We start from the raw sequence: 26,580 nt of genomic DNA, 5'->3' as shown, positions 1-26,580 counted from the left end.
TTTGACAATGGCGCCGCACCCGCTCACACCTCACTTTTGAGCACTGCCACCCTCACACGGCAGTCGGCGCTTCATTGTCTATAGCCATGATGTGGGCGGCTAGGAGAAAGAAGACCCATGTCGGCTATTTGCCAGGTAACGGGCCGCAAGCCGGAATTCGGCAAGCAGGTCTCGCACTCGCACCGCCGCACTTCGCGCCGTTGGAACCCCAACGTGCAGCGTCGTCGCTACTACCTGCCCTCTGAGGGCCGTACCATCACCCTGAATGTTTCCACCAAGGGCATGAAGATCATCGACCGCGATGGCATCGAGTCCGTTGTGGCTAAGATTCGCGCACGTGGGGAGAAGATTTAAGTATGGCACGTAACGATATCCGCCCAATCATCAAGCTTAAGTCCACTGCGGGCACCGGTTACACCTACGTGACCCGTAAGAATAAGCGCAACAACCCGGATCGCATCACCTTGAAGAAGTTCGATCCGATTGCCCGCAAGCACGTCGAATTCCGCGAGGAGCGATAATCAATGGCTAAGAAGTCCAAGATCGCTAAGAACGAGCAGCGCAAGGAAATCGTCGCCCGCTACGCGGAGCGTCGCGCTGAGCTCAAGAAGATCATTAAGAACCCGAACACCCCGGATGAGGAGCGCCTGGAGGCTCAGTTCGAGCTGAACCGCCAGCCTCGTGACGCTTCCCCAGCCCGCGTACGTAACCGTGACGCTGCCGATGGCCGCCCACGCGGTTACCTCCGCAAGTTCGGCCTGTCCCGTGTCCGTATGCGCGGCATGGCTCACCGTGGTGAGCTGCCGGGCGTTCGTAAGTCCAGCTGGTAAAGGGGTAATTGCACAATGGCTAATAAGCGCAATAACCAAAAGAAGTTCCGTATGGAGCAGAGCCGTCGCCCAAAGAAGAACCCTTTGAAGGCTGAGGGCATCGAGAAGGTGGACTACAAGGACACCAAGACTCTGCGTCTGTTCATCTCGGATCGTCACAAGATCCGTTCCCGTCGCGTCACCGGTCTGACCCCGCAGCAGCAGCGTCAGGTTGCTACCGCAGTCAAGAACGCACGCGAAATGGCTCTCCTGCCGTTCACCACCCGCTAAACAGTAGCTGGGTATCAACAGCGCACTTTTGCCGCTGGCAAGTGTGACACGGTAAAAGAACCATAAGCTTTCGCCGCCTCCCTCCTCGAGGGCAGGCGGCGAAAGTCGTTTTGGCCCTCCCACTCCTTCCACCCGGCCCACATGCCCGGATCACAGAGCCGAAGTGTTAGATTGAAAGCATTCGTGCACCCCGCAGCCGGCGGGGAGGCACCGGCCCCGCACTAGTGAAAGGCAGTGAGCAATGGCCCTGCACCAATCCCTACTCGATCTTTCCGAGCTCGCCCCGCACTGCCAGTCCCGCGCTACGGCCCGCGGACTGCTCGCAGAGGCCCAAGATATCTTGCGCAACGCGGTCGCCCACCAGGACAATGAGATTGAATTGGCCCACTGGTATTCCCGGCTGATTACGGATATTGTTCGCTCCCCGGGGGTCAACTCCCCAGTCCGCCTCAGCGGCGCTGCGGCCCGCGGCGACCAGCTGCCGTCCATGCCTGTGGAGTGGATGGGCGACGATGCCGATCTCCAAGACGTCTTCGCCGATGTCGGTCTCCAAGCTCACGCAGCCGCCGATTCCATCGCCGCGCGCGTCGACGCCGGCCTGCCCCTCGGAAACGGCGGAGAACAAGCACTACTGGAAGAAGCCTTGGCCCAGCGTCCGCCTGCCCTCAAGATGGTCGATGGGCTGCCGGACCGCGATGCAGCGGTAGACATCAAGGCCACGCTGCTCTCCCCCATTGCAGCTATCGCGCGCTGGGCGGCACCGGGGCCGCGCCCGACGGTGGATCGCCTGGCGATTGGCGTGGAACGCGATCTCCTCAGCGCCGCAGACGCAGAGTCTTTGGACCTAGCGTGGCGCACCGGTTATGCGTTAGAGTTGCGCCGTTGGTATGAGGGCGTTAGCGATCGCCCGGCCACGCTGCGCGATCTCCCCCGTTGGACCGCACTGCTTATGGCTCCGCGTGCCGCATTGTCTCGGCGGCGTTTGAGTCTATTTCCCGGCGGGCGGAAGAATATAAATAGTCTCTACGGTGCGGATTCGGAAGCAGTACCTAGTCGGGCATAAGATTGTACAGTTGATTATTAAAAGCGATTTCTCTTTTGTGAAAGGAGGCGTCCCACCGCATGGCAGGCAATGTCGGTAGGCCGCGTAAACACAGCCCGCGGCGCAGGGGCAATAGCGCCCGTGAGGAGATTTTGGACGCCTCCTCTGAGCTTTTCACTACTCAGGGTTTTGCTACCACGTCCACGCACCAGATTGCAGACGCGGTGGGCATCCGTCAGGCGTCGCTGTACTACCACTTCCCGTCCAAGACGGAGATTTTCCTGACGCTGCTCAATTCCACCATCGAGCCCTCCTTGGAGTTGGCCGATGAGTTGGCGGGCACCGACGCGGACCCGGCACAGCGCCTGTGGTCTTTGGTCGCCGCAGAGTCGCGTCTGTTGCTCACCAGTGGCTGGAACGTGGGCCGCCTGTATCAGCTGCCGGTGGCCAATTCCCCGGAGTTCTCCGAGTATCACGAGTCACGCGACCGCCTGCAGAACCATTTCCGCTCCACCGCCGCCGCCATCGTGGGCGAGGATGACCCCCGCGTGGAGCTGCCCTTCCACATTGCGCTGTCCGTGATTGAAATGCGCCCCAATAACGGCACACCTCCGTTCGACGCTTCCCAGTCGGTTCCGGAGACTGCCGCCATGCTTGCCGACGCCGCCTTGACCGTCCTCGGCGCCTCCGTCCCCGAAAACGCCGAGGAAACTACCTTGGAGCTGCTGAAGAATCGCAACGACTCCATCTCTGCGGCCGCCGCTGCTGCGGCCGACCGCAAGAAGAAGTCGCGCTAGCCCCTCGTTTTCCGCGTTAGCGCTGCCACGACTCCGTGAACTCGCCCGTGGCGGCCAATCCGCCGCCCTCGCGCACGCTTACGCCACTCGGCGTCACCACAATGATCGACGGATCCGCATTGACGTAGTAGTTATTGCCGTCTTGGGTAACGTCACCCGATTCAAACTGGCCATCAAACATCGACGAGCGATAGAACTTGTAGCCACCTCCGGTCTCGCAAATGATAACCCTGCCGTCAGGACCAGACCCAGCGAACAAGGCACGCTCAAAGCGCTGACAGTTGGCGTAGCCGCCATCGAGCCATCCGTACTCATTGAAGTCAGAAATGTAGTTTCCCACACCAGTCTTCTGACCCCCACCGGTGGACGACGGGGCCTCCTGCTTTTCCGTCTGCGTGACCGTGACTACCGGCGGTTCCTCTGGGGCTTCCTCTTCCTTGGTTACGGTCTTTTGGGCGGCCGTAGTTTCCTCAGCGTTCTCCTCTTCTTTGTCGGAGTTATTCACCGTGGTCATGCCGCTACCCTCGCCTTTGAAGCTCGGGGCGTTTTCGTCCGTGGAGTCGCTGCAACCGCTCAGCGCGAGGCTGGCGGCCACGAGCGGAACGACGCCTGCGGCAATAATCGGGCGGAGGCTTAAGCGAGAAGTCATGAGTTTTCCTTTCTACTGACAGGCTTAGCAGGCGGGGCTGGGCCACTGGGTTTCGGCCTGCGCTAGGGCTTCGGCCATGGAGGTAAGCACCGTTTGGGTGGAGGCGTACTGGCCATCAGGAGACGAGGCAATCAGCGCCACGGCGACGTCGTGCCCGCCCAGCTGCACAATGCCCATCTGCCGCACGTCGTAGGCGCCGGCGGGGCTCGGGCCCCAGCCGCCCTTCATCAAGGCGCCCGGTAGGGTGCGCAGGCCGTAGGCTTGGGCGGGATCGGCGACACCCATGGCGTCGATAATCGGCTGGGCTCCTTCAACGCAGCGCACCCCGGCCATGAACTTTGCTTGGTTACCCACGCTCCACATGGTTTGGCCAAAGGCCGTAAATTCCGGACGGGTGACCTGGGATTGAACTTGGGTGGCGGTATCGCCCGCCTCCGCGATGACGCTTTGTGCGGCCTGCGCGGCTGCGGTGCCCTCCCCTAGCCCCGCCCACGCGGCCTTGGCGGCCTCGTTATCGGAGTAGGTGATTGCAGAGGACACTAGCTGGCTATCGGCCGCACCCGTGCGATTCGCCGCGATGAGGACGGGCACCTTGGAGGTTGACCACGCGGCTTCGGGAGCGGTGCGCCCCGCTTCGACGGTGGTCCTGCCATCGGAGACCGCGATGCCCACATCGCCGTGTTCGGCCACGATGCGGTCAAGCACGGCTTGGACATCACCGGAAGGGGCCGCGGCCGGTGGCTCCGTGGAGGAGGAAGGCGCAGACGAGGCAGCCGGTGGTGCGGGTGAGGCCGCGGGCGCTGCGGATGTGGTCTCTTTTCCGTAGAGGGGATCTGCCGTGCCGCGGGCCTCGGTGTTGACAAAAGTAGGGGAATTATTCGCCGCGTCCTCGTCGCCGCAGGCGCTCAGGGTGAGCGCGCAGGCGATAAGGGCGGCTGCCGGGCCCCAGGCTCGGCGGATAGGGAATGTCATGGCATTTAGCTTAGGCTAGTGCGCGAAGTGGCGGGTACCGGTCAGGTACAAAGTAACGCCGGCTTCCTTCGCTGCCGCGATGACTTCTTCGTCGCGGATGGAGCCGCCGGGCTGGACAACGGCCTTAACGCCGGCGTCGAGAAGCACCTGCAAACCATCGGCGAATGGGAAGAAGGCGTCAGAAGCGGCGAAGGAGCCCTCGGTGCGGTTGGCACCATCGGCCAAGGTGTTGGCGCGCTCGACGGCCAGCTTGGCGGAGTCAACGCGGTTGACCTGGCCCATGCCCACGCCCACGGTGGCATTGTCCTTGGCCAGCAAGATGGCGTTGGACTTCACCGCGCGCACGGCGCGCCAGGCGAACTCGAGCTCAGCCAAGTCGGACTCGTTGAGGGCCTCGCCCGCAGCCAGGGTCCAGTTGGCCGGGTTATCACCCTCGGCCTGGTAGGTGTCTGGCTCTTGGGTGAGCACACCGCCGGAGATGTACTTGCGCTCCTCGTGCTGGTCTTCGTGCTCTGCCTGCAGCACGCGCAGGTTCTTCTTGGCCTTAAGCACCTCGATGGCGCCGTCCTCATAGGAAGGCGCGACGATGACCTCGGTAAAGATCTCCTTGACCTGCTCGGCCATCTCTACGGTGACCTCGCGGTTGACGGCAATCACGCCGCCGAAGGCGGACATTGGGTCGCACGCGTGGGCGGCGCGGTGGGCGGCGGCGATGGACTCCTCGGACACGGCAATGCCGCAGGGGTTGGTGTGCTTGATAATCGCAACGCAGGGGCGCTCGTGATCCCATGCGGCGCGCCACGCGGCATCCGCATCCTGGTAGTTGTTGTAGCTCATCTCCTTGCCATTGAACTGGGTGGCATTGGCAAGGCCCTTGGAACCGATGCGGGTGACGGTCGCCGCCTGGTGAGAGTTCTCGCCGTAGCGCAGCGGGGTGGTTTGGCCCTCCTCGCTGAGCTGATCCACGAACCACGCGGAGACGGCCGCATCATAATCCGCGGTGTGCAGGAAGGCGTCGCGCGCCAGGCCGCGGCGCTGCTCTAGGGTAAAGCCACCGTTGTTCACGGCCTCCACGGCCTCGTCGTAGCGGGAAGGATCCACGACGACGGCAACAGACGGGTGGTTCTTGGCGGCCGCACGCACCATGGATGGGCCGCCGATATCGATCTGTTCCACGCAGCCATCAAAGTCCGCGCCCGAGGCCACCGTCTCACGGAAGGGGTACAGGTTGACCACGACGAGCTGGAAAGGCTCTACCTCGAGCTCGGAGAGCTGGTTGAGGTGATCTTCCTTGCGGGTATCGGCCAAGATGCCGGCGTGCACGCGCGGGTGCAGCGTCTTGACGCGGCCTTCCAAGCACTCCGGGAAGCCGGTGAGCTTTTCTACCGGAGTGACCTCGATGCCTAGGTCAGCGATCTTCTTCGCGGTGGAGCCGGTGGAGACGATTTCCACGCCAGCCTTATCGAGGGCGCGGGCTAGATCCTCCAGCCCGGTCTTGTCGTACACGCTGATAAGGGCGCGCTTTACCTGCTTGCGGTCTTCGCTCATGAGGAGGATTAAGCCTTTCGAAAAGTCTTAGTCTGCGAGTTGAATAATAAGTTCCTCATTGTGGACGTCTGCTGCGCGCAGTACCTCCACGATGAGATCGCGCTCTACTTGTTTGATGCGCTCGTGGAGAGTGGACTCATCATCGTCCGCCATGATGGCTACGGATCGCTGCGCGATGATGGGTCCGGTATCCACTCCCGAATCCACAAAATGGACGGTAGAGCCGGTGATCTTCACGCCATAGTCCAAGGCGTCGCGCACGGCGTGCGCTCCCTTGAAGGCAGGCAGCAGCGCCGGGTGGGTATTGATGGTGCGGCCTTCGAAGCGGTCGAGAAATTCCTTTCCCAGGATCTTCATAAAGCCCGCAGAAACAACAACGTCTGGCTGCACAGCATCTACTGCGTCAACCAGACGTTGATTCCATTCGGCGCGATCGGCACCCAGCGCCACGACCTCGGTATCGATCCCGTGGTCCTGTGCGCGCGAAATACCGTGGCATTCCTTATCCGCCACCACCTTTACCACTTGGTAGTGCCCTGCTTGGGCATCCACGATGGCTTGCAGCAGGGAACCCGTTCCAGAAACGAGCACCACCACTCGGAGGCGTTCAGGGTCAGCGGTATAGCGCGGAGGCATCGGTGAAGTCACGCGCTATAGCCTAGCCTCTCTCCCCTTCCGCGGAGGAATTTTCGCTCGAGGAAGCCTGCTCGCTCTCCCCCATTTGGCCCTTGAGCTGTTGGCTAACCGGCTTGGCGACGCCCCTTTTCTTCTCCTCAGCGTCCTCAGGTTCGTCCGATTCCTCGTGTTTCTCAGATTCCTCCGGTTCCTCCTGCTGCTTCGCCGCATCCTCAGCCGGGGTGCCTTCTTCCCCATCCGCGGCTGCGTCAGGGGCGGCGTCATCGGGCTCGTCCTCAACTACTTCGGCGTCAACGATCTCCGGATCGGTAACGGGCTCGCGCTCCGGTTCAACTGGGGTCTCGTCGGCTTCAGCGACGGCCTCAGGGGCGTCGTCTTCAGCGGCATCCGAATCGGGAGTATCAGGGGCCGTGACACGTGCCGTGCGCGCCGCGCGCCATGCCACAAAGGCAAAACCTGCGGCAACGGCGCTGCCGAAAACGGCCATCCACAGGGCGGTTAGGCCTGCGGCGGTCCATAGATTCGGGCCGGTGGCGCCGTAGTAGCCAAGGTCGCCGCTGACAAGGTAGCAGGCAATAAACATGACTACCGCGGAGGCCACCGTGGCTACTAGTACGTCCTGGAAGCTTGGCCGCTTTTTATATAAGGCGTAGATTGCGGCGCCGAGCGGGACAAGTAGAAGCACTACGGCCCAGCTAGGCGCGGAGGCCGGGATTCCACCGGTAATCGGCAGCGGTGGCAGCGGCACGAGGTGGGCACTAAAGAGGCTGACCGAACCTTCGCCGATGGAAAACTCTGAGCCCACCACCACCGCAGCGGTGCTGACGATGGCATTGGGAATGTATAGCAGGCTCACTAGCACTAGCCCGGCCACACCTAGACCGGAGACCCTGGGATATTCGTCCATCATCTCGCCCTGGCGAGAAATATTGAGGAGGAAAACCACCACAAAGACTACGGCGGCGCCAATGGCTAGGTAGCCGAGGTAGCGAAGGGCGATCTGAGTGGCGTCGACAATCTGGCGCGGCACCCCATAACGCTTGGCCAATGCCCGCCACAAGCGCGAGCCCATACCGGCTGCCATGGCAGCAAGATGTAGGACGATAACCCGCAGCAATGCCTGTGCCAGGTTAGGCGGGGAGACATCATAGACCTTGCCCGCGTCCCAAAGCATCAGCCAGGCGATGATGGTAAAAACCGCTGGCACGCCAAGTACGCAGCTGAGAAGAATAAGCAAGTCTTTGACGCTGACCTTGTGCTTAACCGCGTTGCGCACGCGGACCGCCACCACCGCAGCCAAGATGAGCGCGGGTAAGGCGGGCAAGAAAGACATGTGCACTTCGGCCGCCGAAACTGGCGCGAGGTTAAAGACCATCCATGACTCCGCCACGATGGTGTACCACCACGCCATGGGTGAGCCGGCCAGCATAAGACCACCGAGGGCAATGGCCATAATGATAAGGACAATGACCACGTTGGGCACTGCCGCCGTGATAAGCATGCGTCGGATGCGGCCTGCCCTAGTCAGCGGCGCAGGAGTACGGCGCGCTTTGGCTTTAGATCCGGCCTTTCGGGCGACACGTTGCGCCGATCCAGAGGGCTGGCGGGCCCCGCTGGGATGGGGCGCGCGTGGGGTGCGCTCCGTGCGCACCGTCCTGCCCCGCGCCTGGCTACGCGGGCGGGGCGTTGACCGAGAATGGGGGCTGGTGTTTTTGTTCATCGGCGTCCACTTTGCCACTTTCCGGCAGCAGATCTGGGGTGGCGCGACGAGGTAGCCATAAAATCACCGGCGACACCCCTGCACCTTGACCACACATATATATTAGGAGTATAAAATCTACCCTGGTTTCACACCTTTAACTCTGGCTGCAGTAACATGAATGGAAAGTCATCGGTTTTATATGACCCACACGCAGCCCGAGTGGGATCTTGGTCGCAGTAATAATATGCCATTCGGATTATGTTGCCTGCTCGTGGGCAATTCCCTCGAGCAACGCCTAAAAATTTCTTAATTTGGGTTGCTGTTATCTTTTCGAGACGCTACTGTTACATCTCGTTGGTAACAAGAAGGTCACAATCTCGTAACTAACTCGGTGGGGACGTAACACTCAGATTGCGCAGATTGTGAAAAAGACGAAAGAAGACCTAATGCGAAGCAAAGTTCAGCGTGGCGCCGGTCGCCATCGCAAGATTGTCACCTCGCAGACCGCGAAGGGCCGCATCGCCGTAATGACGGTTGCGGCAGGTGCCATATCCACCGCCGGCGTAGGTGGCGCAGCCGCCGCAAACATCCAGTCTGATGACGCGGCCACCACCAAGACGCAGTCCGTTGACTTCGAGCTCGCCTCTGATTCCACCCAGGTTGAGGATGCTGCTGAGGCCCCCGTTGATACCGCTCCGCAGATCCTCAACGTAGCTGAAGCAAAGCCGGTTGCAGATCTATCCGATCAGCTCAACAAGGCCATCCAGGCTTCCGAGGAGCGCGCCGCCGCTGACGAAGCCGCTCGCGCACCTTCCGTTGCCCGCCCTGCCGAAGGCGCATTCACATCCCCATTCGCTATGCGCTGGGGCACCTTCCACAAGGGCGTCGACATCGCCAACTCTCCCGGCACCCCAATCCTTGCCGTCATGGATGGTACGGTCATCGACTCCGGTCCAGCTTCCGGCTTTGGCCAGTGGATCCGCATCATGCACGACGACGGCACCATGACCGTTTATGGTCACATGCAAACTCTTGACGTGGCCGTTGGCGAGCACGTGCATGCCGGCCAGAAGATCGCCGGCATGGGCTCGATGGGCTTTTCCACCGGCTCCCACCTCCACTTCGAAGTTCACCCGAACGGTGGCGAGGCAATCGATCCGCAGCCTTGGCTGGCTGAGCGAGGCATCGACCTCTAAGGCCCCCACCCCAACACCTTCTTGTTAAGCGCCGCAGTGGCTTTCCTGCGGCGCTTTTTCATGTCCACAATTGCCCTAAAGACACCAGCGACGGCTCCCGACCACCGCGGCTGCAGCCAACCTTCCCCAAGACGACTCAAGTGCGTTGCAGCCTTCCCATTGCGCCTCCAACAAAGGGCAAGCCCCGTCGAGACAAGCGCTCCACCACCGGACCTAGACACAAATTGCGCCGCACAGGCAAGTCCAGCGCGCAGCCTTGTCGCAGGTAAATGCACATTTTCCGCTAATCACTGGGTTTGAACGCAACACGCCATTTCCAGAGCGACATACCCACCCCCGAAGTCTACCCCCAGTCCCTAAACCAACACTTTACACACGCCACTCTAGCCACATTCGTAACACGCGCAACAAGCTGGCATGTTCGAATAATTTCGAATTTTTCCCGCTGTTACCAGCGTTTTTTAAGATTGCGCAGGCCGTTCAGGCGGGCTAACTTTTAACTCGTTGCCACGAGCGATTTCGAACGCAAGCATTTCAGCTTTCGGCGTGTCGCGGTTGGCAGTTGCAAGACGCCGCCCTCAGTAGGGCGCAAGCGTCCCGAGACCATGCAAGCCATGAAAAGGACTAAAGATATGAAGCGCATGAACCGCGCACGCAAGAACGTGGCGCTGAGCATCGTTACGCTCGGCACCGTACTTGCTACCGGCACCACCGCTTTTGCTGCAGAGCCAGTGGCTAGCGTGGACGTATCGGACGGCTCTTCTGAGCCCTCCGCTACGAACGTAGATAACGCCGGTGTGGTCGACGCCCTCGTTGGCTTGGCCACCACTACCGTAGGCGTTCTCAACGGCGAGGCTACCCCGCAGGTAGATGGAAACGAATCCGGCGGAGTAAATATTGTCTTGGATCCGGGTTCTGTACCGGGATTGAAAGAAGCATTCGCTCCCCAGGGAAATCACTCCGGACTCACCACGAAGCGCGGCAAGGACTCCGCGGGCAATACAGTGGTCTTTCCTACCTCCGGCACCCTTACCTCCGGCTTCGGCCAGCGTTGGGGCACGATGCACAACGGCATCGATGTGGCCAACTCCGTGGGTACCCCGATTCACGCGGTCATGGATGGCACCGTCATCAACTCCGGGCCAGCACAGGGCTTTGGCAACTGGATCCGCATCCAGCACGATGACGGCACCATCTCCGTCTACGGCCACATGTCTGCAGACCAGCTCAAGGTAAATGTGGGCGACCACGTTACCGCGGGCCAAGAAATCGCCGGCATTGGCAACGACGGACACTCCACCGGCCCACACCTCCACTTTGAGATTCACCCAGGTGGAGGAGCACCCGTTGACCCAGTCTCCTGGTTCAACGAGCGCGGCATTACGGTCTAGAGCTTTTCCATCGGCACTCCGCCGATGAGCATCAGCCGGACCTTACCGGAAGAACCAAAGTCCACGGTGACCGTGGCACGCTTACCGGTGCCGGACGTCTCAATGACGGTACCGAGCCCGTACTTAGCGTGATTGACACGGTCACCCACGGCCAGGTTGAGGTTATTGTTCTTAGGCATTGAGGTTGCCGCCGGCTTGCTAGTGCGTTGCGATGGGGAAGACGCAGCGCGCTGGCCACCGCGGGATCCACCTCTGCCCCACCCAGACCAGTCGCGGCCGTAGGAACGACCATATTGGTAATCGTCCTCGCCCCACGCACCGGTTAAGGAACTATCGGAGTCTTCGCGCTGCCAGTTGATGAGGTCTGCAGGGACCTCGCCGAGGAAGCGGCTGGCAGGATTAGTCACCGGGTTGCCCCAAGCCGAGCGCAAGATGGCACGGGTGAGATACAACTGTTCACGGGCACGAGTAATGCCCACATAGGCTAAGCGGCGCTCCTCGCTCAACTCCTTCGGGTCACCGAGTGAGCGCATATGCGGGAATTGGCCATCCTCCCAGCCGGTCAAAAAGACCACGGGGAACTCGAGGCCCTTTGCGGTGTGTAGAGTCATCATAGTGACCACGCCGGTCTCAGAATCCGGAATTTGGTCAGCATCAGCCACCAGCGACACCTTTTCCAAAAAGGCCTGCAGCGAGCCCGGCGCGGCCTCACCCTCCTCCACTAACTCGGAAGGATCCACTGCATCTGCACCAGATGCGGCCAGCTGGTTCGCGGCCTCTGAGGTAAATTCGCGTGCCACCGATACCAGCTCGTTTAAGTTATCGAGGCGCGCGCCATCTTGCGGGTCGTTGGAGTTTTCCAATTCCGCCTTGTATCCCGTGGCATCCAAAATGGCGGTGAGCAGCTCACCCAAATCCGGCTGGCCAGTAACCTCATCGCGCATGGACGGGATCTGATTGCGGATACCCTCCATCATCTCGTTGAATTTGGTGACCGCGTTAATGGCCCGGGTGCCAAGGCCAGGAACCTCGCCACGAGGGACATCGGCAAGCGCCTTGCCAAAGCTAATGCCGTGGTTTTCTGCATGGAGGGCAATGTGCCCTTGTGCTTTATCCCCAATGGCGCGCTTGGGCACATTGATAATGCGGCGCAGGCTCACCGTATCGTCCGGGTTATCCAGGATGCGCAGGTAGGCCACCATATCGCGGATTTCACGCCGCTCATAAAAGCGCGTTCCACCGACCACCTTGTAGGGAATTCCGGAGCGGATGAAGATATCTTCCAGCGAACGGGAGGCGTTATTGGTGCGGTACATGACCGCGATATCGGAATAGCTGCGCCCCTTATCCGCCAAGGAATCAATCTCGGAGGCGATGAACCGTGCCTCATCGTGCTCGTTATCGGCAACGTAGCCCACGATCTGCTCGCCCTCACCATGGGCGGTCCACAGGTTCTTCTCGCGTCGGTTCTCATTTTTAGCAATAACGGCGTTGGCCGCATTGAGAATGGTCTGGGTGGAGCGATAGTTCTGCTCCAGCAAGATGGTATGCGCCTGCGGATAGTCGCGCTCGAACTCCTGAATATTGCGGATGGTCGCGCCACGGAAGGCATAAATGGACTGATCGGAATCGCCCACTACACACAGCTCGGGCGCGTCAGGGCCGAGCTCTCCCCTGCCCACGAGCGCGGCAACCAGCGCATACTGGGCGTGGTTGGTGTCCTGGTACTCGTCGATAAGCACGTGCTTAAAACGCCGCCGATAAAACTCCACCACCTGCTGGTGCTGGGTGAAAATCCGCACCACCTCACCGATGAGATCATCAAAGTCTACGGCGTTGGCCGCGCGCAGGCGGCGCTGGTATTCGGCATAGACCTGGGCCACGGTGGTCTCAAAAGGGTTTTTGGTCTGCTGCGCCTTCTCCAGCGCGGATTCAGGACCGATGAGTTCGTTTTTGTGGTTAGAAATCTGATTGGCCAGCACGCGCGGGGTGTATTTTTTCAGATCCAGCTGCATGTCCTTGGCAATCATGGACAAAAGCCGGCGGGCGTCATCGCCATCGTAGATGGTGAAGTTGGTATTAAGGCCTGGCACAAGCTGCGCGTTTTGGCGCAGGATGCGCACGCAGATGGAGTGGAAGGTAGATACCCACATGCGCTCGGCCACAGGGCCCACTAATCCGCCCACGCGCTCCTTCATTTCCGCGGCGGCCTTATTGGTAAAGGTAATGGCGAGGATCTCCCACGGATTCACCCCACGGTGGCGCATGAGATAAGCAATACGCCGGGTAAGCACGGCGGTTTTGCCGGAACCGGCGCCGGCCACAATGAGCAGTGGGCTGCCAGAGTGGGTTACGGCCTCAAGCTGCTGTGGGTTAAGGCCCTCGGTCAAAGCATCAGAGGATTCGGGGTGCGGGCTCGCCCCGCGCGGTGCGCCGAAGCCACCGAAGGGGCTTGGGGCGGGTGCACCGCCGGTAGACGGGGAAAGACTAAAAGGAGAGTTTTCGTTCATAATGCCTACCAACCTACTAGCCCCACTGGACACGCCCCGTATCCGCCGTGCGAGCTGCTATTTCCTTTTGCACGAGCGGGTGGCACAATATGGTTTTATGACCGCAGAAGATAAAAAGGACATCGTCAATAATGGCTTGGATATCCGCACGCCTTCAGGCACGGATGATCCCCTTTCTGATGCGGAGATCCAGCAGTATCGCGAAGAAATCAACCGCATGGACCGCATCATTTTGGATGCTGCCAAGCGCCGCACGGAAGTCTCCCAGGCCATCGGCCGCACCCGCATGAGCTCCGGCGGCACCCGCCTCGTCCACACGCGCGAGATCGCAATTTTGAATCAGTTCCGCGATGAACTCGGGGAAGAAGGCCCCACTATTGCCTCGGCGCTGCTGCGCATGGGCCGCGGGCGGTTGGGCTAGCCGAATAATTACTGGCCAGCCGATACTATGCAGTATCCTGGCTAAGCATGAATGCAGTTCTCATCGCCGTCATAGTCATGCTCGTGCTCGCCCTTGTGCGCGTGCACGTGGTGGTGGCTCTCTTCTTGGGTGCCATCGTCGGCGGGCTCATGTCCGGCATGGGACTCGATGCCACCATGGTTGCCTTCCAAGATGGCTTGGGCGGCGGCGCCAAGATTGCGCTGAGCTATGCCCTCTTGGGCGCTTTTGCGATGGGCGTGGCCTCAGCCGGGCTGCCGCAAATCCTGGCGAACTTCCTCATTCGCAAGCTCGGCGGCAGCGGCGAAGCGGATCCCAAGGCGGCCCTAGCCACAAAGTGGATGCTCATCCTCGGCCTCATCGCCATGTCCGTGATGAGCCAAAACCTCATCCCGGTTCACATTGCTTTCATTCCACTTATCGTTCCGCCGCTGCTTAAGGTGATGAATAAGCTGCGCCTAGACCGCCGGCTCATTACCACCTGCCTGACCTTTGGTCTTATTACCACCTACATGTTCATCCCGGTGGGCTTTGGCTCCATCTACCTAAACGACATCCTGTTATTTAATATCCAGCAGGCAGGGTTGGATACCTCGGATATCAATATCATGCAGGTCATGGGAGTGCCAGCGCTCGGCATGCTCGCAGGCCTGCTCATCGCTATTTTCTTTAGCTACCGCAAGCCGCGTGACTATAAGGACCTACCCATCGCCGCTGCGGAGCACCAAGAGACCCCTTCTACCTATAAGGTCTGGGTTTCCGTCGTGGCCATCATTGCCACCTTTGCGGTGCAGATTGTCATGCAGGCGCTCGATTTCGAATCCGATGGCCTCATGGTGGGTGCGCTTACCGGCCTGGGTATTTTGCTGCTTACCGGCGCGGTGGATTGGAAGCATGCCGATGACGTTTTCACCAATGGCATGAAGATGATGGCGCTCATCGGCTTCATCATGATCACGGCCCAGGGTTTTGCCTCGGTCATGACGGCCACCAATGAGGTCGGCCCACTGGTGGATGCCACCGCTAACCTCTTTGGCACCAATAAGGTCCTTTCCGCCGGTGCCATGCTGGTGGTGGGCTTGGTAGTCACCATGGGCATCGGCTCGTCTTTTTCCACCCTGCCCATCATTTCCGTCATCTACGTGCCGCTGTGCATGTCGCTAGGTTTTAGCCCCGCGGCCACCGTTGCGCTCATTGGCACTGCAGGCGCGCTTGGCGACGCCGGTTCTCCCGCCTCCGATTCCACCCTCGGCCCCACTGCCGGCTTGGGTGCGGATGGCCAGCACGACCACATCCGCGACTCGGTCATACCCACCTTTATCCACTTCAATATTCCGCTGCTCATCGCCGGCTGGGCAGGCGCACTCATCCTCTAGAAGGGCCCGACGCGGTTGCCCTTTCTGGACTACGGTGGGAGAGGTAAATGTTGCCAATGCGCTAGTTGCCAGAAAGGCCAACCATCATGGATATCACCGCATCTGCCCAGTGGAGCGAGCTCGCGAAGGCATATGAGGACAAAAAGGACCTCAACCTCCGCGAGCTTTTTGCCGCCGATGCAGACCGCGCCCGCAACTTCACTTTCGACGCCGCCGGATTGCACGTTGATCTGTCGAAGAACCTGATCGACGGGGACGTCGTCAAGCAGCTGGTGGAAGTAGCCAAGGCCGCCGACCTGGAGGCCCGCCGCGATGCCATGTTCGCCGGCGAGCACATCAATAACACTGAGGATCGCGCAGTGCTGCATACCGCGCTGCGTATTCCGGTCGAAGAGGACTTGACCGTTGACGGCCAAGACGTCGCCGCCGATGTCCACGAGGTCTTAGGCCGTATGCGTGACTTCGCCACCGCGCTGCGCTCCGGCTCCTGGCTGGGACACACCGGCCACACCATTAAAAAGGTAGTCAATATTGGCATCGGTGGCTCCGACCTCGGCCCAGCCATGGCGGCCAAAGCACTGCGCTCCTACGAGGTCGCTGGCATCTCCGCAGAGTTCGTTTCCAACGTCGACCCGGCCGATATGGCCGCCACCCTCGATGGCCTGGATGCAGAATCCACCCTATTCATCATCGCCTCCAAGACCTTTACTACCCAAGAGACGCTGACCAACGCGCACGCCGCGCGCCGCTGGCTTATCGAGCAATTCGATGGCGATGAGTCCGCCGTGGCAAAGCACTTCGTCGCTGTGTCTACCAATGCGGAAAAGGTAGCCGAGTTCGGCATCGATACCGAGAACATGTTCCCGTTCTGGAATTGGGTTGGCGGCCGCTACTCCGTGGATTGTGCCATTGGCCTGTCCCTTATGTGCACCATTGGTCCGATGGACTTCATGCGCTTCCTCGAGGGCTTCCATGCCATGGACGAGCACTTCCGCACCGCACCGCTGGAAGAAAACGTCCCCGCGCTTATGGGCCTCCTTGGTGTCTGGTACACCAACTTCTTCGGCGCCCAGACTCACGCCGTGCTGCCCTATTCGCAGGATCTCGGCCGCTTCCCGGCCTACCTGCAGCAGCTGACCATGGAATCTAATGGCAAGTCCGTGCGTCGCGACGGCACCGCGGTCACCGTCCCGTCCACCGGCGAAATCTACTGGGGCGAGCCAGGCACCAACGGCCAGCACGCTTTCTTCCAGCTCATGCACCAAGGCACCCGCCTCATCCCGGCGGACTTTATTGGGTTTGCCCGCCCGAAGCAGGACTTCCCCACCGCCGATGGCTCCGGGTCCATGCATGATCTGCTCATGGGCAATTTCTTTGCCCAGACCAAGGTCCTGGCCTTTGGCAAGACCGCGGAAGAAATCGCGGCGGAAGGCGTAGACGAGGCCGTGGTGCCGCACAAGGTCATGCCAGGCAACCGCCCGACCACCACCATCCTGGCCGAGGAACTCACCCCGCAGACCCTCGGCGCACTCATCGCACTCTACGAACACATCGTGTTCACCCAGGGCGTTATCTGGGACATCAACTCCTTCGACCAGTGGGGCGTGGAGCTGGGCAAGCAGCAGGCTAATGACCTGGCGCCGGCCGTCTCTGGTGCTGCCACCGCGGATTCCGGCGACCAATCCACCGACGAGCTCATCGGTTGGTACCGCTCCAACCGCTAAACGCCCACTTTTAGCCGCGTTAACCTGCTTTCGAACCTTCCGCGGGCGGATAGCGCGGCTACTTTATGGTCTTTCTCCCCAAGGCGTTATAAAACAAGCACGTTCTGCCCATAATCAGCACGAAATTGGGCAGAACGTGCTTGTTTTGTCTGCGGTCCGGCGCTTAAAGTTTGACCATCGGCTCCCAGCCGAAGGGAATCTCTTCCGAGTTCACAATTCGGCGGCCAAATGGGAAGCAGGTCACCGGGATCATCTTCAGGTTGGCCAGCGCGGCCGGGATGCCCACGATGGTCACTACCTGTGCCGCCGCGGTGGTGACGTGACCAATGGCCAGCCACAGGCCGGCGACCACGAACCAGACGACGTTGGAGAAGGTGGACATGGAGCCACTGCCCTTGACTGGCTGCACCACCGAGCGGCCAAATGGCCACAGGGCGAAGTTGGCCATGCGGAACGACGCCACGCCCGCTGGGATAGTAACGATGAAGATGCAGGCAATGATGCCAAAGAGGAAATAGGCAAGGGCTAGGAGGAACCCACCGGTGATAAACCAAACGATGTTAAGAAAGGTACGCATGTCCCCCACACTAGCGCGGGAATCTTATTTCGCGGGGTGAAGCGGCTGGCAATGCGGGCACCACCAGATGATGCGCTCGAGTTCGCCTTCATCGCCGCCGGCATCCACGCCGCCGAGAGCGCCCTTGGTAATGAAGGTGCCGCAGCGGCGGCAGCGTTTGCGATTGCGGCCGAAGACGTAGGTCGTCTCCCCGGCGCGGCGCACGCCGGTGGTCACGCGCACCGGGGAGGTGCGATTAGCCCACATAATGCGCCGAGAAATGTCGAGTATGCGGGAGGTATCCACCTCGGCCACCGGTGTGGCCGGGTGGACCCCCGCTAGGAAACAGGCCTCAGCGCGGTATTCATTCCCGATGCCGGCGACGACCTTCTGGTCGAGCAGCGCCGCGCCGATGGCGCGTTGGGGACGGTTATTTAGCCGCCGCAGGACTTCTTCGCGATCCCAGTCGGGGTCAAGAATATCCGGTCCGAAATGGGCGATGCGCTGATGATATTGATCGGCGGGATAGATATCCACGAAGCCCAGCTGGTGACCAACGACCTCAATATCGCGCGGGGCATTGGCGAGCTGCAGCACGATGCGCGCGGTATGTCCGGGCTTGCGCCAGCGGTCGCCTGCAAAGTGGATGGCCCAGGTACCTTCCATCTTGAGGTGGGTGTGCACGATGGTCTGGTCGAATTGCATGAAGAGGTGCTTGCCATAGGGCCAGACGCGCTCGCACACCATGCCGTCTAGGTGCACGGTGGCATAGCGCGGCACGCGCACGGAACAGCCGGTGACCTCACGGCCGGCCATAAACTGCAGGCGGTTGGATAGCTGCAGGACGGAATCGCCTTCGGGCATAACACCTCCAGTGGATCTTTAGCGACGGTACCCGCCGCGCGGGCGGAAGCCACCATTATTGCGCGGTGCAGGCGGCGGATCATCAAAGCTGAGTTCTTCGATGGCCTCACTGACGCGGCGTCCGGCGCGTGGGGTGCGCGGAGCAGCGGCGCGAGCGGAGATGCGCACGCCCTTGGGAGTAATCCCGGCGCCGGCTTCGCGCAGGTGGGAGGCGGCATCGGTCTTATGAATGGGACTGCCATTGCACTTTTCGATAACCAACGGGGACAGCACTCCCCTTGCCACCATGTCTGTAAGCGCGCTTACCAGGCGGGGATATACCTCCGCCGGGTCGATGCCACCCGGCAGCGATTCCAGGAAGGTAGTGAGGGTTTTCCCGCCGCGGGTGAGGTGGGCGATGGGTAGGCCGTCGATAAGCACTACCAAAGCGCCGGCCGAGCGGGTGGGGCCGCCGGTGGCTTTGCCGTCGGCGTCGTCGCGCTGCGGCCAAGGTAGGGCCGCACCGTAGGGATTGGCCGGGTCGCAGGCGGCGAGCACAAAGGTCTCGGGCTCGGTGGTACCAGACGGCCAGCCGGTAACATCCGGGGAATCGGCCAGGCCGCGCAGGCGGTCAATGATGGCGGGGGTAGAAAACTGGGCGGCGCCCAGCCCATCGATGACATAGCCGCGCATGGCCTTGCCGGATTCCTCAAAACCGGAAAGCACCTTATAGGCCAGCGCAAAGCCACCGAGCACGTCCTCGGCCACGACGGAGCCGCGGGTGAGCACGCCGTAGCGGTCGAGCCACGCCTCGCCGTGTGCCACGGACCGAGAGGTGGCATCGGTGGCGGCAGACACAGCCAGCGACCATCGGCCCATGACATCGGGCGGGGTCTGCGCGGCCGCAGCATTGTGTGCTTGGGCAAAAGAGGTACGCCCCATGCGCAGGCGAGAGCGGGTGGGCCGCCGCTCCGAGCGATGCGCGGTGCGGCCTGAGCGCGAGCCGCCGGAAGACAACCGGGTACGCAATGGCGCGAAGGAATCGGGGCTTACCAAGCCCATCTCCACTAACCCCCAGAGGGCCTCGCGGGTCTCCTCGGTGGTACCGGGGACCTCGGCGGCGATATCGGCAAAGAGGAAACCGCCGCCGCGGCCCAGGACATCGAGGATGGCGCGTTGCAGCATGCTCACGCCCTCGGCGTCGGTTTCTGGGGCAAGCTGGGCCGCGTAGTCCGAGGGCAGCAGCATGATCCAGGGATCAGCGGCGCCGGCCTTACCAGCGCCCACAATGAGCACCTCGCCATTGGAGGTGAGCTCATCGAGCATGGTGGGTGAATAATCGCCCACCCGGGCGGGCAGGATGAGCGATTCCCACGCGGAGGCCGGCAGGCGCACCCCGGCGAGCTGCTCGATGACGGAAAAGACGCCATCGGCACCGCGCAGGGCCGGGCGCTTTCCGGCCGGTGCGATGCTATGCCACTCCGGCAAAAAGCGGGCGAAGGTAGCACCCGAGACCGGCTCGGTAGCAGCCCGCGCGGCGGCGAGCGAGCGCGAGCGAATGGTCTTGAGCACCGCTGCCGCGCAGTATTCCTGCTCGTCGACGCCCTGGCGGTAGCGGCCTTCTACTACCCCATCGAGCGCGCCGAGGACGGTGTGCGCGGCAGAGACGGAAATGCCGAAGGCCGCGGTGAGATCGCGCAATACGAAGGGCCCGCGGGTGCGTGCCCACCGCGAGACCAGCTGCGGCAAGGCATCAGAAATGGTAGCCACTTGGGCGGGGATGCCGGGAGGAATGGGGATACCCAGGGCGTCGCGAAGCAGGGGTGCGTCCTGGGCCTGGGCTAGGTGCTCGCGCCCGCCAATGCGCACGCGCATAATCCGAGTGCCCAGCTGGTCCAGGGTGGAAAGCGGCACGTCGGTGTGCTCGCCCAACTCGTCTACGGGAATCGGCCCGAGCACGCGAAGCAGGTCCGCTACCTCCTCGGTGGTACGAGCCCGGCGCGAGGGATCGGTGCGCTGCAGCTGGGCATGGACCTCGGCGATGATCTCCGGATCGAGCAGCTCGCGCAGCTCCACCGTGCCGAGCAATTTGGCTAAAAGCGCTGGGTCGAGGGCCAGGGCGGCCGCGCGCTTTTCCGCTAACGGGGAATCGCCCTCGTACATAAACGCGCCGGTGTAGTTAAACAGCAGCGAAGAGGCAAATGGCGAGGGCTGTTCGGTGGTGACCTCCGCAATGCGGATGCGGCGGTGGCCCAGCTCCCGCATGACTTCCTTAAGCGCGGGGACATCGTAGACGTCCTGCACGCACTCGCGCACCGTCTCCAAGATGATGGGAAAGGACGGGTACTTACGGGCAACGTCCAAAAGCTGCTCGGCGCGCTGGCGTTGCTGCCACAACGGCGCGCGCTTACCGGGATTGCGCCGCGGCAAGAGCAGCGCGCGGGCCGCGCACTCGCGGAAACGGGAGGCAAAGAGCGCGGAGTTGCCTACTTGCTCGGCCACGATATCGGCGATCTCATCGGCGTCGAAGGCGAAGATGGACCCATCGGGTTCGGATTCGGCTTCTGGCAGGCGCAGCACGATTCCATCATCGCCAGCTACTGCCTGCGGATCCATGCCGGTGCGCTCGCCTACCCTGGCCCCCACCGCTAACGCCCACGCGGAGTTGACCGGCCGGCCAAACGGGGTATGCAGCACCACGCGCCAATCGCCTAGCTCATCGCGGAAGCGCTCGAGCACCAAGGTCTTTTCATCCGGGATGACACCAGTGGCTTCATTTTGCTCCTGCAGATAGGCCACGATATTAGAGCGCGCATTATCATCGGCATCCGCAATGATCTCCGGCGAGGAAAAGACCTCGCGGCGATACTCACCTAGCGCCTTGCCCAACTCATAGGGACGGCCCGCGCCATCGCCATTCCAAAATGGCAGGCGCCCGGTATGCCCCGGCGCGGGCGTGACCAACACCTGGTCGCGCGTGATGTCTTCGATGCGCCAACTGGTAGCGCCCAAGGTGAACACGTCGCCTACCCGGGACTCATAGACCATCTCCTCATCCAGCTCGCCTACCCGGCGCGGGGCGCCCGCGGAGCCCTCGCCCGAACCGGTATAGAGGAATACGCCAAACATGCCCCTATCCGGAATCGTCCCACCACTGGTGACGGCTACCCGCTGGGCACCAGGCCGCGCGGTCATCACTCCCGTCACGCGGTCATAGACCACGCGGGGCTTAAGCTCCGCAAAGTCCGTGGACGGATACACACCGCTTACCAAGTCCAGTACGGAGTCATAGACTTCCCGCGCCAGATCGCGGTAGGGCTGGGCCCGGCGGACCATTTCGTACCACTCATCGGCATCAAGCCCGTCCTCGCCGGCCGCGGCCACGGCCGCCACCGTCTGCTGCGCCAGCACGTCCAGCGGATTGCGCGGGGTATGCATTTCCTCAATCAGCCCGGCGCGCATGCGCGATACCGTCAGCGTGGACTGCACCAGATCCGCGCGGTGCTTGGGATAAAAGGAGCCATGCGATACCGCGCCCACAAAGTGCCCGGCGCGGCCCACTCGCTGCAGCCCGGAGGCCACGGAGGGCGGCGATTCCACCTGTACGACTAGCTCCACTGCACCCATATCAATGCCCAGCTCCAACGAGCTTGTGGCCACCACGGCCTTAAGCGTGCCTTCTTTCAGCATGGTTTCAGTCATCGCGCGCTCATCCTTAGACACTGAGCCGTGGTGGGCGCGGGCGATAACCGCCGGGGCCTTGCCGGCGACGTCGACCTGCTTCATCAGCTGGGCTGGGTCCCGGCGGGTCTCGGGCGACAGCGAATCCGGATCATGCTCTTGTGCATAGAGCTCGTTGAGCCGGCTGGTCAGCCGCTCGGCGGTGCGGCGGGAGTTGACAAATACCAGCGTGGAGCGATGCGCCATGATCTCCGCATAGAGGTCATCCTCAATAAACGGCCAGATGGACTTGGCCGTGGGCAGCGCGGACTCATCCACGGAAGGAGAGCTGATGCCAATCGCATCATCCACCGTCATTTCGCCGATCGTGGAACCCTGCTCCGGCGTGGGGAGATCGGACATATCCTCCACCGGCACGTGCACGTCCAGCTGCCACTTCTTCTCCGCGGCCGGCGCCACAATTTCTACTGGGCGGTTGCCACCCAAGAAATTCGATACTGCAGACAATGGCCGCACGGTGGCGGAAAGCCCGATGCGCTGGAAGTCCCCTGCCACCTGTTGCAGGCGCTCCAAGGTCAGCGCCAGGTGCACGCCGCGCTTGGTGCCAGCCAAAGCATGAATCTCATCGATGATGACGGTATCCACCGTCTTTAAAATCCCCGCTGCCTTAGAGGTCAGCATCAAATAGGCGGACTCCGGGGTGGTGATCAAAATATCCGGCGGCTTGCGCACCTGCCGCGCGCGCTCCGCGGAAGGCGTATCGCCCGAGCGCACGCCTACCGAAATATCCGGCACATCCAGCCCTAGGTTTTCCGCGGTGCGCGCGATGCCGGTGAGCGGGGCGCGCAGGTTATTTTCCACGTCCACACCCAGCGCCTTCAGCGGCGAGATATACAGCACCTTCACCCCGGCGGCGGATCCGGTAGTCCCTGAGCCCACCGGCAGCGCCAGCTGTCCCTCGCGCTCAACCAAATTATTCAGCGCCCACAAGAACGCGGCGAGCGTCTTACCGGAGCCGGTAGGAGCCACCACAAGGGCGTGCTCACCGCGGGAAATCTTCTCCCAGGCCTGCGCCTGCACGGCGGTGGGGGCGGCAAATACATCCCGAAACCACTGCGCTACTTGGGGCCGGAAGCGGTCGAGGATGTTTTCTGGCATGCCCACACTCTAGTCCGCGTTGTAATGTGGGCACCATGACCGTCGAGATTTCTGATTCCCGCCTGACCAATTCCCTCGCCCAGGGCTGCGGCGAGATCCTGAAAGGCGTGCGCAACGGGGGCCTGCTACGGGGCCTTTCGCTTGGCGACGCCGGCGATGAAGCCGCCCAAGAATGGATCGCCCGCGTGCTTGAACAGCACCGCCCCCAGGACGGCATGCTCTCTGAGGAAGCCGCCGATGACCTGGCCCGTTTGAAGAAGGACCGCGTGTGGATCGTGGATCCGCTCGACGGTACTAAGGAATTTGCCACCGGCCGCCAAGACTGGGCCGTGCACATCGCCCTGGTAGAAAATGGTATCCCCATCCACGCGGCGGTGGGCCTGCCGGATCTCGGCGTTACCTTCAAGTCCTCGGACGTCCGGGCGGTCACCGGCCCGCTGTCTAAGAAGTTCGTCGTCTCCCGCAATCGCCCGCCCAAGGTAGCCGGCTATATTGCGGAGAAAATGGGCTATGAAGTCGTGGGCGTCGGCTCCGCGGGCGCCAAGGCCATGCACGTGCTGCTGGGCGATTATGACGGTTATATCCACGCCGGTGGCCAGTACGAGTGGGATCAGGCCGCTCCGGTGGGCGTCGCCCAGGCGGCCGGCCTGCACTGCTGCCGCCTCGATGGCTCCGAAATCCGGTTCAATAATGAGGACACGTTCATCCCGGATATCCTCATCTGCCGCCCCGAGCTCAAGGATGAAATCCTGGAGCATGCCCAGGCCTTTGCCGCAGAGCACGGCGGATTCTAAACTAGTGCGCATGATTGAGACCCCGTACGAGGATCTGCTGAAGAAGGTCCTAGAGACCGGCACCCCCAAAGGCGATCGCACCGGCACCGGCACGCGCTCCATCTTTGGTGCGCAGCTGCGCTATAACCTGGCCGAGTCCTTCCCACTGCTAACCACCAAGAAGGTTTACTTCCATGCGGTGCTGGGCGAGCTTTTGTGGTTCCTCAAGGGCGAATCCAATATCAAGTTCCTGCAGGACAATAAGGTCCGCATCTGGAATGAGTGGGCAGATGACAATGGCGAGCTGGGCCCGGTCTACGGCGTGCAGTGGCGTTCCTGGCCCACCCCGGGCGGCCAGCACATTGACCAGATTCAGCAGGCGCTCGATACTCTGAAGAACAATCCGGACTCGCGCCGCAACTTAGTCTCCGCATGGAACGTCGCGGAGCTAGACAAGATGGCGTTGATGCCCTGCCACCTGCTCTTCCAGCTCTACGTGGCCGATGGCACCTTGTCCATGCAGGTCTACCAGCGCTCGGCGGATATGTTCTTAGGTGTTCCTTTCAATATCGCCTCCTACGCGGCGCTGACCCACATGTTTGCCCAGCAGGCCGGCCTCAAAGTGGGCGAGCTCATCTGGACCGGCGGCGATTGCCATATTTATAACGACCACGTGGAGCAGGTCAAAGAGCAGCTGTCCCGCGAGCCGCGCCCCTACCCGCAACTCAACCTTCACAAGGCGGAAGACATGTTCTCCTATGACTTCGCCGATTTTGAGATTGAGGGCTACGACCCCCACCCCACCATCAAGGCACAGGTGTCCGTTTAATGTTGGGCGCAATCTGGGCACAGTCCCTGGACGGCATCATTGGCGATGGCGAGCAGATGCCCTGGCACGTTCCGGAGGATCTCAAGCACTTCAAGGACGTAACCATGGGCGCGCCGGTCATCATGGGCCGAAAAACCTGGGAGTCGCTGAACCCCAAGTTCCGCCCGCTTCCCGGCCGCGAGAACTACGTGCTCTCCTCCCGCACACCCGGCCAGTGGTCCGCCGGCGCGCAGGTCATCACCGCTATGCCCCCGCTTTCCGACGCCTGGGTCATCGGCGGCGGCCAAATCTACACCGCCACCTTGGACCAAGTCGACCGCATTGAGGTCACCCTCATGGGCGTCAATATCGGAAGCACCTATGGCGATAAATCCATCTACGCCCCCGAAATCCCCGAAGAATTCGGCCTCGCCCACAGCACCGACTGGCTCACCTCCGCCAAGGGGCACCTCGCCCTACCCGACCAAGAAGCCAGCAATCTCCCCATCAAATACCGCTTTTTAACCTACGACCGAAAGGATGCAGCCTAATGTCCGTTGCTACCCCAGAAACCAACTCCGACGTCACCATCTTCTACGCCGACTGGTGCCCCTTCTGCGCCAAGCTCATCAAAAACCTAGACCGCACCGAAACCCCGTACGAGCTTGTCGACGTCGAGGCCGACAACACCGAGGACATCAACGCCTGGATTGAGTCTGTCAACGACGGCAACCGCATCATCCCTACCGTCCTCTACTCCGACGGCACTCACGAGACCAACCCACCAGCTTCCTCCGTGCGCAATAAGCAGAAAGAACTAGCGGAGAGCTAACCCAAGCCCCAGCCATTTCGGGGCGCCCCTGCCCCACTGCTATGATTAGCCAAGTTGCACACGCAACTCCCCGCCCCAGTAGCTCAGGGGATAGAGCACGGCTCTCCTAAAGCCGGTGTCGGTGGTTCGAATCCACTCTGGGGCACCATGTGAAGTCTCGAGATTTTTCGTTTTTGTTGTGCCCTGGGTGCCGGTTTCTTCGATCGGACGGACAGTGCAAGGGGCCATTGTTCCAAGCAGCAGTACCAAGACGCTGTAAAGAACACTTACGCCCAACAGTCGGGGCACTTCTCTCTCAGGTTTTAGAAGGGGCCTTAGGTCCTAAGTGTCCACACTTTGTGTCGGCGCCACTAGGCTGCGGTCTTGAAGACGTACAGCTTTGACCATGGCCATATCTCGGTTAGAACTATTCATAGTGCCAAACATGTCCCGACTCATCAGTCAAGCGTCACCCAACACGGCAAGGCAACCATAAGCGTCAAATATCATGAACTCAGACACTGCTGGGGCACCATGCGAAGCCTTCCAGCATAATTCTCGCAGCATCGTGGATGCATGCTCCTTAGACTGGTGGCCTTCAACCAGTTTTAATCCAAGAAAGTTTCTCGCCAATTTCTTCTCGCTACTGGACAGTGCCGATCTGCCCCTAGATCCCCTTCCATTTCCATACGTTCAGCAAGTCGTCAGAAATTGACTATTTCCAAAAGCATTGTGCTGAAACCACCCGAAGCTGGAAAGACTATGCGAAAAGTCAGTATCTACAATTAGTTTGCACTAAGATTAGAGTCTTAGAATATTTAGTAATGCTCCTATCCTTCCGCGTGAGGATCGGCAAGACGCAGGAGAC

The 26,580-nt window shown here is 61.2% G+C and carries 23 protein-coding genes, 1 tRNA gene and 1 pseudogene; 16 read left to right on the top strand and 9 right to left on the bottom strand.

Translation table 11 applies throughout. The features are described from left to right. Positions 1 to 117 precede the first annotated feature (117 nt). From rpmB to ACKFRX_RS04545, 6 genes and pseudogenes are all read left to right on the top strand, one after another. Entirely contained in the window at positions 118 to 354 is a 237-nt protein-coding gene (rpmB, locus tag ACKFRX_RS04570) for a 50S ribosomal protein L28 (protein WP_005279911.1), read from the top strand. A gap of 2 nt (positions 355 to 356) precedes the next feature. Beyond that, a complete protein-coding gene (rpmG, locus tag ACKFRX_RS04565) occupies positions 357 to 521 on the top strand; it encodes a 50S ribosomal protein L33 (RefSeq protein WP_005279910.1) in 165 nt (54 codons plus the stop codon). A 3-nt stretch (positions 522 to 524) separates the two neighbouring features. Continuing rightward, on the top strand, positions 525 to 830 hold the full coding sequence (rpsN, locus tag ACKFRX_RS04560) for a 30S ribosomal protein S14 (protein WP_005279906.1): 306 nt from the start codon (positions 525 to 527) through the stop codon (positions 828 to 830). A 15-nt stretch (positions 831 to 845) separates the two neighbouring features. After that, entirely contained in the window at positions 846 to 1,100 is a 255-nt protein-coding gene (gene rpsR / locus ACKFRX_RS04555; protein WP_005279904.1) for a 30S ribosomal protein S18, read from the top strand. Positions 1,101 to 1,341: 241 nt separating this feature from the next. After that, a pseudogene (locus tag ACKFRX_RS04550) lies at positions 1,342 to 2,120 on the top strand (putative nucleotidyltransferase substrate binding domain-containing protein). Positions 2,121 to 2,222: 102 nt separating this feature from the next. After that, positions 2,223 to 2,939, top strand: coding sequence for a TetR/AcrR family transcriptional regulator (locus ACKFRX_RS04545; RefSeq protein ID WP_408928192.1), 717 nt, complete (start codon positions 2,223 to 2,225; stop codon positions 2,937 to 2,939). Positions 2,940 to 2,955: 16 nt separating this feature from the next. On the opposite strand, the gene ACKFRX_RS04540 is transcribed toward ACKFRX_RS04545, so the two are convergent. From ACKFRX_RS04540 to ACKFRX_RS04520, 5 genes are read right to left on the bottom strand one after another with little or no spacing between them, the layout of a single operon-like run. Then, positions 2,956 to 3,588 carry a hypothetical protein gene (locus ACKFRX_RS04540; protein ID WP_049359251.1) on the bottom strand — a complete coding sequence of 211 codons (633 nt, stop codon included), beginning with the start codon at positions 3,586 to 3,588 and terminating at the stop codon, positions 2,956 to 2,958. Positions 3,589 to 3,612: 24 nt separating this feature from the next. Beyond that, on the bottom strand, positions 3,613 to 4,560 hold the full coding sequence (locus ACKFRX_RS04535; RefSeq protein WP_408928191.1) for a hypothetical protein: 948 nt from the start codon (positions 4,558 to 4,560) through the stop codon (positions 3,613 to 3,615). Positions 4,561 to 4,575: 15 nt separating this feature from the next. Further along, positions 4,576 to 6,108 carry a bifunctional phosphoribosylaminoimidazolecarboxamide formyltransferase/IMP cyclohydrolase gene (gene purH / locus ACKFRX_RS04530; RefSeq protein WP_250411697.1) on the bottom strand — a complete coding sequence of 511 codons (1,533 nt, stop codon included), beginning with the start codon at positions 6,106 to 6,108 and terminating at the stop codon, positions 4,576 to 4,578. Between the two features lie 27 nt (positions 6,109 to 6,135). Continuing rightward, entirely contained in the window at positions 6,136 to 6,744 is a 609-nt protein-coding gene (gene purN, locus ACKFRX_RS04525) for a phosphoribosylglycinamide formyltransferase (RefSeq protein ID WP_408928268.1), read from the bottom strand. Positions 6,745 to 6,766: 22 nt separating this feature from the next. Further along, entirely contained in the window at positions 6,767 to 8,245 is a 1,479-nt protein-coding gene (locus tag ACKFRX_RS04520) for a DUF6350 family protein (RefSeq protein WP_408928190.1), read from the bottom strand. 647 nt (positions 8,246 to 8,892) lie between these two features. On the opposite strand from ACKFRX_RS04520, the gene ACKFRX_RS04515 reads away from it, so the two are divergent. Continuing rightward, positions 8,893 to 9,642 carry a M23 family metallopeptidase gene (locus ACKFRX_RS04515; RefSeq protein WP_408928189.1) on the top strand — a complete coding sequence of 250 codons (750 nt, stop codon included), beginning with the start codon at positions 8,893 to 8,895 and terminating at the stop codon, positions 9,640 to 9,642. 632 nt (positions 9,643 to 10,274) lie between these two features. After that, a complete protein-coding gene (locus ACKFRX_RS04510) occupies positions 10,275 to 11,033 on the top strand; it encodes a M23 family metallopeptidase (protein WP_408928188.1) in 759 nt (252 codons plus the stop codon). Here the strand turns inward: ACKFRX_RS04510 and pcrA are convergent. Then, positions 11,030 to 13,543, bottom strand: a complete 2,514-nt coding sequence (pcrA, locus tag ACKFRX_RS04505) for a DNA helicase PcrA (protein ID WP_408928187.1) — start codon at positions 13,541 to 13,543, stop codon at positions 11,030 to 11,032. The genes ACKFRX_RS04510 and pcrA overlap by 4 nt on opposite strands. A 97-nt stretch (positions 13,544 to 13,640) precedes the next feature. Between pcrA and ACKFRX_RS04500 the strand changes: the two genes are divergently transcribed. The 3 genes from ACKFRX_RS04500 to pgi all read left to right on the top strand — a co-directional run bounded on the left by ACKFRX_RS04500 (position 13,641) and on the right by pgi (position 17,082). Further along, positions 13,641 to 13,964, top strand: a complete 324-nt coding sequence (locus tag ACKFRX_RS04500) for a chorismate mutase (protein WP_086588683.1) — start codon at positions 13,641 to 13,643, stop codon at positions 13,962 to 13,964. A 47-nt stretch (positions 13,965 to 14,011) separates the two neighbouring features. Beyond that, a complete protein-coding gene (locus ACKFRX_RS04495; RefSeq protein WP_408928186.1) occupies positions 14,012 to 15,358 on the top strand; it encodes a Na+/H+ antiporter family protein in 1,347 nt (448 codons plus the stop codon). A gap of 86 nt (positions 15,359 to 15,444) precedes the next feature. Beyond that, positions 15,445 to 17,082: a glucose-6-phosphate isomerase gene (gene pgi / locus ACKFRX_RS04490; protein ID WP_408928185.1), complete on the top strand. Its 1,638-nt coding sequence runs from the start codon at positions 15,445 to 15,447 to the stop codon at positions 17,080 to 17,082. 163 nt (positions 17,083 to 17,245) lie between these two features. On the opposite strand, the gene ACKFRX_RS04485 is transcribed toward pgi, so the two are convergent. Genes ACKFRX_RS04485 through ACKFRX_RS04475 form a run of 3 tightly spaced genes read right to left on the bottom strand, consistent with a single transcriptional unit; the run spans position 17,246 to position 23,320 of the window. After that, a complete protein-coding gene (locus ACKFRX_RS04485; protein ID WP_023021991.1) occupies positions 17,246 to 17,659 on the bottom strand; it encodes a YccF domain-containing protein in 414 nt (137 codons plus the stop codon). A gap of 24 nt (positions 17,660 to 17,683) precedes the next feature. Further along, positions 17,684 to 18,502, bottom strand: coding sequence for a DNA-formamidopyrimidine glycosylase family protein (locus tag ACKFRX_RS04480; protein ID WP_408928184.1), 819 nt, complete (start codon positions 18,500 to 18,502; stop codon positions 17,684 to 17,686). Positions 18,503 to 18,520: 18 nt separating this feature from the next. After that, positions 18,521 to 23,320 (bottom strand): ATP-dependent helicase, encoded by a 4,800-nt coding sequence (locus ACKFRX_RS04475; protein WP_408928183.1) that lies wholly within the window; start codon positions 23,318 to 23,320, stop codon positions 18,521 to 18,523. Positions 23,321 to 23,355: 35 nt separating this feature from the next. On the opposite strand from ACKFRX_RS04475, the gene ACKFRX_RS04470 reads away from it, so the two are divergent. The 5 genes from ACKFRX_RS04470 to ACKFRX_RS04450 all read left to right on the top strand — a co-directional run bounded on the left by ACKFRX_RS04470 (position 23,356) and on the right by ACKFRX_RS04450 (position 25,881). Then, positions 23,356 to 24,114: a 3'(2'),5'-bisphosphate nucleotidase CysQ gene (locus ACKFRX_RS04470; RefSeq protein WP_408928182.1), complete on the top strand. Its 759-nt coding sequence runs from the start codon at positions 23,356 to 23,358 to the stop codon at positions 24,112 to 24,114. Next, positions 24,077 to 24,922 carry a thymidylate synthase gene (locus ACKFRX_RS04465; RefSeq protein WP_408928181.1) on the top strand — a complete coding sequence of 282 codons (846 nt, stop codon included), beginning with the start codon at positions 24,077 to 24,079 and terminating at the stop codon, positions 24,920 to 24,922. Before ACKFRX_RS04470 ends, ACKFRX_RS04465 begins: the two co-directional genes overlap by 38 nt. Then, positions 24,922 to 25,452 carry a dihydrofolate reductase gene (locus ACKFRX_RS04460; RefSeq protein WP_408928180.1) on the top strand — a complete coding sequence of 177 codons (531 nt, stop codon included), beginning with the start codon at positions 24,922 to 24,924 and terminating at the stop codon, positions 25,450 to 25,452. Before ACKFRX_RS04465 ends, ACKFRX_RS04460 begins: the two co-directional genes overlap by 1 nt. Further along, positions 25,452 to 25,733 carry a glutaredoxin domain-containing protein gene (locus tag ACKFRX_RS04455; protein WP_086588986.1) on the top strand — a complete coding sequence of 94 codons (282 nt, stop codon included), beginning with the start codon at positions 25,452 to 25,454 and terminating at the stop codon, positions 25,731 to 25,733. Before ACKFRX_RS04460 ends, ACKFRX_RS04455 begins: the two co-directional genes overlap by 1 nt. A 72-nt stretch (positions 25,734 to 25,805) precedes the next feature. Continuing rightward, a tRNA-Arg gene (locus tag ACKFRX_RS04450) sits at positions 25,806 to 25,881 on the top strand. The last annotated feature ends 699 nt before the right edge of the window (positions 25,882 to 26,580 follow it).

This window comes from Corynebacterium tuberculostearicum (assembly GCF_046097465.1).
GTDB lineage: Bacteria > Actinomycetota > Actinomycetes > Mycobacteriales > Mycobacteriaceae > Corynebacterium > Corynebacterium tuberculostearicum_I.
This window is presented reverse-complemented; position numbering and strand designations above follow the sequence as displayed.